The organism is Curtobacterium sp. B8 (assembly GCF_000333315.1).
GTDB classification, from domain to species: Bacteria; Actinomycetota; Actinomycetes; order Actinomycetales; family Microbacteriaceae; genus Curtobacterium; species Curtobacterium luteum.
The window spans coordinates 1-8,002 of the sequence record NZ_BACW01000289.1; the positions used below are offsets into that span (position 1 = coordinate 1).

The 8,002-nt window shown below is 73.5% G+C and carries 9 protein-coding genes and 1 pseudogene; 4 read left to right on the forward strand and 6 right to left on the reverse strand.

Features of this window, described 5'->3' with window-relative positions; genetic code table 11:
* The 3 genes from I59_RS19430 to I59_RS07020 form a co-directional block, all read right to left on the reverse strand.
* The coding region (locus tag I59_RS19430) for a hypothetical protein (RefSeq protein ID WP_042726544.1) at positions 1 to 450 on the reverse strand (450 nt) is incomplete at its 3' end.
* Positions 451 to 665: 215 nt separating this feature from the next.
* Positions 666 to 1,868, reverse strand: coding sequence for a glycosyltransferase (locus tag I59_RS07015; RefSeq protein WP_022903252.1), 1,203 nt, complete (start codon positions 1,866 to 1,868; stop codon positions 666 to 668).
* The gene (locus tag I59_RS07020) at positions 1,865 to 2,722 is read right to left on the reverse strand and encodes a DUF429 domain-containing protein (protein WP_022903253.1); all 858 of its coding nucleotides are present in this window, start codon (positions 2,720 to 2,722) and stop codon (positions 1,865 to 1,867) included. The genes I59_RS07015 and I59_RS07020 overlap by 4 nt, the downstream gene beginning before the upstream one ends.
* 121 nt (positions 2,723 to 2,843) lie before the next feature.
* Here I59_RS07020 and I59_RS20755 point away from each other — a divergent pair, with 121 nt between their 5' ends.
* The gene (locus I59_RS20755; RefSeq protein ID WP_083881970.1) at positions 2,844 to 3,521 is read left to right on the forward strand and encodes a G5 domain-containing protein; all 678 of its coding nucleotides are present in this window, start codon (positions 2,844 to 2,846) and stop codon (positions 3,519 to 3,521) included.
* 46 nt (positions 3,522 to 3,567) lie between these two features.
* On the forward strand, positions 3,568 to 4,596 hold the full coding sequence (gene ligD / locus I59_RS07030) for a non-homologous end-joining DNA ligase (RefSeq protein WP_022903255.1): 1,029 nt from the start codon (positions 3,568 to 3,570) through the stop codon (positions 4,594 to 4,596).
* On the opposite strand, the gene I59_RS22710 is transcribed toward ligD, so the two are convergent.
* Positions 4,593 to 4,730: a hypothetical protein gene (locus tag I59_RS22710; RefSeq protein WP_022903256.1), complete on the reverse strand. Its 138-nt coding sequence runs from the start codon at positions 4,728 to 4,730 to the stop codon at positions 4,593 to 4,595. The two genes, ligD and I59_RS22710, sit on opposite strands and share 4 nt — an antisense overlap.
* Positions 4,731 to 4,808: 78 nt before the next feature.
* The gene (locus tag I59_RS07040; protein ID WP_022903257.1) at positions 4,809 to 5,852 is read right to left on the reverse strand and encodes an ATP-dependent DNA ligase; all 1,044 of its coding nucleotides are present in this window, start codon (positions 5,850 to 5,852) and stop codon (positions 4,809 to 4,811) included.
* Between the two features lie 284 nt (positions 5,853 to 6,136).
* Between I59_RS07040 and I59_RS23845 the strand changes: the two are divergent.
* Positions 6,137 to 6,484, forward strand: a pseudogene (locus I59_RS23845) (MBL fold metallo-hydrolase); the annotation flags it as partial.
* A gap of 74 nt (positions 6,485 to 6,558) precedes the next feature.
* A complete protein-coding gene (locus tag I59_RS23405; protein WP_261976535.1) occupies positions 6,559 to 7,131 on the forward strand; it encodes a hypothetical protein in 573 nt (190 codons plus the stop codon).
* A gap of 4 nt (positions 7,132 to 7,135) precedes the next feature.
* Here the strand turns inward: I59_RS23405 and I59_RS07050 are convergent, their stop codons facing one another.
* Positions 7,136 to 7,768 (reverse strand): FMN-dependent NADH-azoreductase, encoded by a 633-nt coding sequence (locus tag I59_RS07050; RefSeq protein ID WP_022903258.1) that lies wholly within the window; start codon positions 7,766 to 7,768, stop codon positions 7,136 to 7,138.
* Positions 7,769 to 8,002 lie beyond the last annotated feature (234 nt).

The window sequence follows — 8,002 nt, forward strand, 5'->3', positions numbered from 1 at the left end:
GAGCAACGAGAGCGCGACCGGAGCCCCCGCCCGGACCTCGGCGGGTCGCGGCGTCCGGTTCGTCAGCCGGTCCGGCGCGGCGAACGGGTGGTGCGGGAACACCGCCCATGCCAGTGGCAGCGGCCCACTCCACTCCGCGAGCACCGCCCGGACGACCCGCGACGACGCCTCCCACGGCGCGGTCGGCTCCGGCGGCACGAGGTACTCGGGCCCGAGCTCCCGCACGCTCGTGAACGGGACGCCCGTGTTCGTCATGCCGCGCCAGCCCGGGGCCTCGGCGACGAGGAGCATCGACGCCGATCGTCCCACCGAGTCGAGGTACGTGGCGAGGTTCGCGCGACGGAGCCGCCCCGCCACGGTCCTCTCGTCGTAGAGGGCTTCGGCGTCGGACGCCACCGGCACCGCGTCGAGCGCCGCCCAGAACCGGTCGAACGGGTCGCCGCCGCTCACGGGTGCCTCGCACGGTGCGAGGGATGCACGAGGTGGGCGGCACGGTGCGAGGTTCTGCGCACGGTGCGATGCCTGAGGCCTCGCACGCAGTGCACAACCTCGCACCGAGCGCCCGGCGCGCCAGCGCCCGGCACGCCCGCCGCGCCCGGCACACCCGCCGCGCCCGCGCCCGCCACGCCGCCGGCCCGCGGCACGCGCACCTCGGCCCCCACCGCCTACTCCCGCCCGAGGACCCGGCGGTACACCTGCTCGAGCCCCGCCGCCGAACGCTCCCAGCTCAACCGCTCCGCGTGCTCCCGGCCCGCCGCAGCCAGCCCGGCCGCGTACTCGGCGTCCGTCAGGATGTGCGCGATCTCCGCTGCCCACACCCCGGGGTCGCGGGACTCGAGCACGACCCCGGTCTCGCCGTCGACCACGGCCTCGCGGAGACCCCCGGCAGCCGCGGCCACGACGGGCACCCCGGATGCTGAGCCCTCCAGCGCGACGAGGCCGTACGTCTCCGAGTGCGACGGGACCAGCACGGCTGCCGCGCCACGGAACAGGAATGCCAGGTCGGCTCGCGACTGCGGACCGACGAAGGTCACGCGGTCGGCGATGCCGTGCGCGGCCGCGAGCCGACGCAGCTCCGCCACGTAGTCGCCCGCCTCGCTCGAGGCATCGCCCGCGATGACGAGGGTGGGGCGGGCCTCCCGGTCGATGCCCGCGATCGCCTCGATCGCCAGGTCGAGCCCCTTCAACGGCTGGACCCGCGCTGCCGCGACCACGTAGGGGACGTCGGCGCGTCGGGCGCCGGCCGCGGCCGGGCGGAACACCGAGCCGTCGACGCCCGGCGGGACGATCCAGACCCGCGCGCCGTCGCCGCCGAGGCGGTCGCGCACGGTCTCCGCTTCGGCCGAGGACACCACGACGACCGCGTCGGACTCCCGTGCGAGCAGCTGCTCGCCGGCCGGGCGCCCGGCGGACTCCGGACGCTCGCCCTCGGACAGCGGTGTGTCGGACGCAGCCGCGATCGAGTGGAACGACTGCACGTGCGGGATGCCCCGGTCGCGGGCCACCGGGAGCGCCGCGACACCCGAGAACCAGTGGTGCGAGTGCAGGACGTCGAACGGGCCGAGGTGCGCGAGTCCGGCGCGGAACGGCTCGATGAACGCGTCGTGCTCGCCCTTCGGCACCGGCTCGGCGGGCCCAGCGGACAGGAAGCGCAGGCACACCCCCGGCACCAGCGACACCGAGTCGGGCTGCGTCGGGGACGAGCGCCGCGTGACGATCTCGACGTGGTGGCCACGGTCGGCCAGCGCCTCGGCCTGGTGACGGACGACGACGTTCATCCCGCCGACTTCGCCGGAACCGGGTTCGTCGCCGGGGGAGGTGTGCAGCGACACCAGCCCGATGCGCAGGGGATCGGTGGTGGTCGTCACGCGTCCAGCCTACCGACGGGGCGCCGCTGGGACGCGCGTGCGGGCGCCACGACGACGGGCCGTCGGCCCGCTTCGTCCGGCGGCTCCGCCGGGTCGGCCGGGAGGCACGGATCACGTCCCAGCACCTGCACGCGTCCGTCGCCGTGCCGCTCCCAGAACGCAGCCGTCCACGCGCACAGCGCGCCGTCGAGCAGGTCCTCCCGGTGCTTGTGCGTCGGCCCGTGCAGTACGGAGGGCTCGGCGAGCCCGGCCGTCAGCGGGTGCGAGTCGAGCAGGAGCGGCGGGTCCAGGGGCGTGGTGCGGAGTCGCTCGACGAGCGCGTCGAACGCCACCGCCCGTCGGGCCCGGGCCTCGGCTGCGGGGATCGTCGTGTCGAGCCGCTTGTACCGGGGACGCTCGTCGTCGTACCCGAGCTCCTCGACACCGACGAGGGTCGTGTACGGGTAGCACTCGAACGCAGCGGGGCCGGTCCGCTCCCGCATCGTCGCCGTGCTGTCGACGTACCCGACGCCGAGCGCCGTCAGCCGGTCGAGCAGCCGGGCGCCGGCGCTCGCCGCGGAGGCGAGGTTCGTCGGGTTCGCGGCGACCTTCCACCGGCCGTAGCGCTGCCCGACCTGCCGTTCGGCCTCGCGGATGCCGGTGGGGTTCGTCACGACGAGCGAGGCATCGACGGCGACGAGGGTGCGTGGTCCGAGGTGGTCCGCGATCCACTCGGTCACGGCGTCGACCCCGCGGGCCCAGTCGGCGTCGGTGATCGTGCCGTCCTGCGCCATCGCGACGAGACCGGTCTCGTTCGCGGGCTTCCGCTCCGAGCCGAGTCCCCACGCCAGGTCCACCCCGAGGTACGCCGTCACTCGACAAGCGTGCACGGGTCAGCTTGTTGTCCGCACAACGCGGCGATCCCCGTTCGGGGGGTACGCCGGACGGATGCGGAGTGCGCATCCTTGAGCGTTGGTCAAGGGTGAGGGAGTTGTGATGCGCTGGGGAACGATGACGACCAAGGCGAAGGCCACGGTCGTGGTGGTCGTCGCGGCCGCGATCTGGGTCGGCGGCGTCGGTTCGGCTGGTGCGTTGGTCGGTGTGGTCGTGTCGAGCACGTCTGCGTCCGTTCCGTCGGTGACAGCTGCGGCGCGACCGCTCCTGCACTCGGCTGCCCCGGCCCCGTCAGGCGTCTCGACGGACAGTGCGGTGCCGACGCCCAGCCAGACGGTGACTGCTTCTCCCACGCCCACGCCAGAGATCGTCGTCACGATGGTCTCCGAGCGCACGCCGGTGCCCTTCGCACGCACGACGGTCGAGGACTCGACGGTCCCCAAGGGGGAGTCCCACGTCACGACGGCGGGGGTCGACGGTGCGAAGACGACCTTCTACCGCGTGACGACCGTCGACGGCGTGGAGACGAAACGGCAACAGGTCCGTGAGGAGTTGAACCGCGCTCCCGTCGCCGAGGTGACGACGATCGGGACGTACGTCGCTCCGGCACCGGCCGCACAGGAGCCGAGCGTGCCGCAGGGGCATGCGCTCATCACACCGGGCGCGTTCTGCGCTGATGCCGAGAACGGGGTCGTCGCGCAAGCCGCGAACGGACGCTCGTACACGTGTGGCGGCCACGGGCCGGACGCGAACGGCCATCTCCACTGGAACACCATGTGAGACCGGCTCGGAGCAGGGGCAGGCACGCCCGTGTACGGTCCGCTGCATGGCGAGCGAGGCGACGACGCTGACGGTCCCCGGCCCGGACGGCGACCGGGAGGTCCGGATCAGCAGCCCGTCCCGCGTGCTCTGGACCGAGCCGGGCATCACGAAGCTCGACCTCGCGGAGTACCTCGTCGCGGTCGGGGACGCCTTCGTCCGGGCGAACGGCGACCGCCCGATCTCGCTGCAGCGGTTCCCCGGCGGGGTCGACGGCGAGGACTTCTTCTCGAAGAACCCGCCGAAGGGCGCGCCCGACTACGTCCGTGACGTCACGGTCACGTACCCGAGCGGCCGGAAGCACCCGCAGCTCGTGGTCGACGAGCCGGCCGTCGCGGTGTGGGCGGCGCAGATGAACACGGTGGTGTTCCACCCGTGGGCCTCGCGCGCCGAGGACCCGGACCACCCCGACCAACTCCGCATCGACCTCGACCCGCAGCCCGGGACGGAGTTCCGCGACACCGTGCCGGTCGCCCACGAGCTCCGCAAGGTCCTCGCCGAGGTCGGCCTGACGGCGTGGATCAAGACGAGCGGCAACCGCGGCCTGCACGTCTTCGCGCCGGTGCGTCCCGAGCACGAGTTCCTCGACGTGCGGCACGCGGTGATCGCCGCGGCACGGGAGCTCGAGCGGCGGATGCCCGACGAGGTGACGACCGCGTGGTGGAAGGAGGAGCGCGGGCAGCGCGTCTTCGTCGACTTCAACCAGGCCAACCGCGACCGGACGATGGCGGGCGCGTACAGCCCCCGGGCGCTCCCGCACGCCAGCGTCTCGACGCCGATCACCTGGGAGGAGCTCGGCTCCGTCGACCCGCGGACGTTCACGGTGCGGTCGGTGCCCGAGCGACTCCGTGCGCGGGGCGACGCGTGGGAGGCGATGCACGCCGAGCCGGGCGACGTCGGTCCGCTGCTCGAGTGGTGGGACCGGGACCTCGGCAACGGCCTGGGGGAGCTGCCGTTCCCGCCGGACTTCCCGAAGATGCCGGGCGAGCCGCCGCGGGTGCAGCCGTCGCGCGCGAAGAAGGCCGAGGACCGCTAGCTGCGCTCGTCGACGATCGGCGCGCTGTCGTCCACCCGCGTCGTCCGCATCGGCAGGCTGACGCTCGCCGTGTTGAGCCGCGTCAAGCGCGACCAAGTGCCGCGGTGCGTCTCGCTGATGCCGTCGATGACCATGGTGTCCTCCTTGCCCCCGAGGTTACTAGGTAGCCTAACTAAGTCGAGCATACGAGCGAGAATCGGACAGGGCAAGCACTACTCGAGCACTGCTCGCAGATCCCAGGCGACGGGGACGTCGAGCTGGTCGTAGCGACAGGACTCCGGGTCGCGGTCCGGACGCCACCGCTCGAACTGCACGGTGTGCCGGAACCGGTCGCCCTCCATCTGGTCGTAGCGGACCTCGAGCACCCGAGCCGGCGTCAGCCGGACGAACGACGTGTCGCGACCCGACGAGAAGCGCGACCGTTCCCCGTCACCGGTGACGGGCCTCCCGTCCGCTTCCCGGAGGACCACCGGGGCCAGCTCATCGACCAACTCGACCCGCCGCTCGTCGGAGAAGGCGGACACACCACCGACCTGCCGCAGCTCGCCGTCGGCGTCGTACAACCCCACGAGCAGCGAGCCGACCCCGCGCCCGCTCTTGTGCACCCGGTAGCCGATCGCGACGACGTCCGCGGTCCGGTGGTGCTTGACCTTGAGCATGGTCCGCTTGCCGGGCTCGTACGGACGCGCGCGGGGCTTCGCCACGACGCCGTCGAGTCCGGCGCCCTCGAACGTGGTGAACCACTCGCGGGCGGTGTCGACGTCGAGTGTCGTGCGCGTGACGAACAGCGGGTCGGCGAGGTCGGTCGCGAGGGCCTCGAGTCGCTCCCGGCGCTCGTCGAACGTGCGGTCGAGCAACTCCTCGCCGTCGACCGCGAGCAGATCGAACGCGATGAACTGGGCCGGGGTCTCGCGGCTGAGCTTCGTGATCCGCGACTCCGCCGGGTGGATGCGCTGCGAGAGTGCGTCCCAGTCGAGCCGCTCGGAGCCCGGCTCGCCGGTGCGGAGGACCACCTCGCCGTCCAGGACGACCGGGTGCTCCCGCCCGCCGAGCTGCGCGCGGAAGGTCTCGACGAGCTCCGGGAAGTACCGCGTCAGCGGCTTCGCACCGCGGCTGCCGATCTCGACGTGGTCGCCGTCGACGGTCACGATCCCGCGGAACCCGTCCCACTTCGGCTCGTACCGGAGCCCGCCGCGGACGCTGTCCGGCTCCGGGATGGTCGGCACGGCCTTCGCGAGCATGGGTGCGGTGTCCATGCGGCCTGTCTACTCGTGCGGGGTCGGATCACGGCACCGGGTCGCGTTCCGCGACGTGGTCCTCCGTTCGGTCGGTGGCAGTTCCGGTTCACGATCCGCGAGTTCCGTGCACCGGAACTGCCAGCGCACGGATCCGGGTGGCGGTCCGGTCGCGGACGCGACGCGGTCGGCCCGGTCGGCCAGGAGGCCCGGTGCGGCCCCGGCGCGGCGGCGCGCGTCGCTAGGGTGGGCGCGTGACGACCGTGCCCCCGCCGGCAGCGCCGGCACCGGAACCGATCAGTCCCGTGCAGGCCGCGGCGCTCCGTGACGGCGTCCTGCCGCCGGTCGAGGAGATCCGCCCCGGCGTCTGGACCCTCGCCGTCCCGTTCCGCTTCGGTGTCCCGGACGCCACGCTCGTCTACGTGGTCGAGGGCACGGACGGGATCCTCACCCTCATCGATCCCGGATGGTCCGCCGACGACGACCTCGCCGTCCTCCGCGAGGGTCTGGCGGCCATCGGTCGCTCGCTGGAGGACGTGGGGCTCGTCGTCGTGACGCACCTCCACGCCGACCACCTCGGCACTGCCGACGCGGTCCGGCGCGCGAGCGGGGCGCGCGTGGCCATGCACCGCCTCGAGGTGGAGGCGCTCCGGCACGAACGGCGCCACGCACGTGCGAACGACGCCGACATCGCGACGTGGGGCTCCCGGAGGATCTGCGTGCCGGCGTGGTCGAGACCTGGGGGAGCCGCCGTCGCATCGGCCTGGGGCGCGTGGTCCAGCCCTTCGCGGACCTGCTGCTCGAGGACGGCGACGTCGTGCCGATCGCCGGTCGGACGATTCCCGCGCTGTGGACGCCCGGGCCACACGACCGGGCCACTGCTGCTTCGTGGACGAGCAGGACGGACTGCTCTTCACCCGGGGACCACGTCCTGCCGCGCATCAACTCGGGGATCGGACTCGGCGGGCGCCCGGAGACGAACCCGCTCGGGGACTACCTGGCGTCACTCGGTCGTCTCGACGGGTACGAGGACCTCGAGGTGTGCCCGGGCCACGAGTACCGGTTCCGCGACGTCGTCGCACGGGCGCGGGTCCTCGTCCGGCACCGGGAGGAACGCTCACGGCACGTCGCCGAGGCCCTCGACGCCCTGCACGGCCCCACCCTGTACGAGGTCGCTTCGCGGGTGCCGTTCAGCGGTGGGATCGAGTCCATGACCGGCTTCCTGCTGGCGAGCGCCCTGACGCAGACGGCGTACCACATCGCCCTCCTCGGTCGGTCGGACGAGGTCCGTCCCGCCTGAGGGATCAGGCGAGCGTGGCTGCCAGGCGCTCGAGGGTCGTCTTCGCGTCGGCGAACTCGGCCGCGGCGTGGTCGGCGAGCGGTGCGAGGTCGGGCAGACGGTCGGCGAGGGTGGCGCTCACCGTGACGGGGTAGTGCTTCATGCCGAGCGCGGTCCCGAGGATGATCTGGAGCACGGGCGAGCCGTGGTCCCAGCCCTCCGTCGGGGTGTCCGCGTCGTAGGTGCCGCCTCGGCTGACGACGGTGACGACCGGCCGGCCCTCGAGCGGCTGGACGTCGCCGACCAGCACGCCCGGGATGTGCACCCGGTCCAGCCACGCCTTGAGCGTCGACGGCACGGTGTAGTTGTAGAGCGGCGACCCGACGAGCACGACGTCGGCGGCCAGGAGCTCGTCGATGACCTCCTGGCGCAGTGCCTCGGCCTCGGGCGCGACGACCTCGTCGGCGGTGCGGTCCGCGGCTGCCCAGTGCAGCGCGGAGGTCTCGAGGTGGGGGAGCTGGTCCACGTGCAGGTCGCGGCGGACCACCGTGTACTCCGGGCCGCGGGCACGCCAGGCTTCGGCGAACGCCGCGGTCAGGGCGCGGGAGCGCGAGTGGGCGAGGTCGGCGGAGGAGTCGATGTGCAGGAGCGTGGGCATGTGCCCACGCTACCGACGGGCGCCCCCGCTGTGACGACGACGGCCCCGTCGCGCCGTGCNGGGCGGGACGGGGCCGGGTCGGGCCTCCCGTCGGTCACGCGGACACGCGACCGACGGGAGGCGCCGGGATCAGCGCTGGGCGCGACGGCGGCGCANCGTGCGCGCACCGATCAGGCCGGCGCCGGCGAGCACGAGGCCGAGTGCCCAGGGCAGGGCGCCCGGTCGCGTCGAACC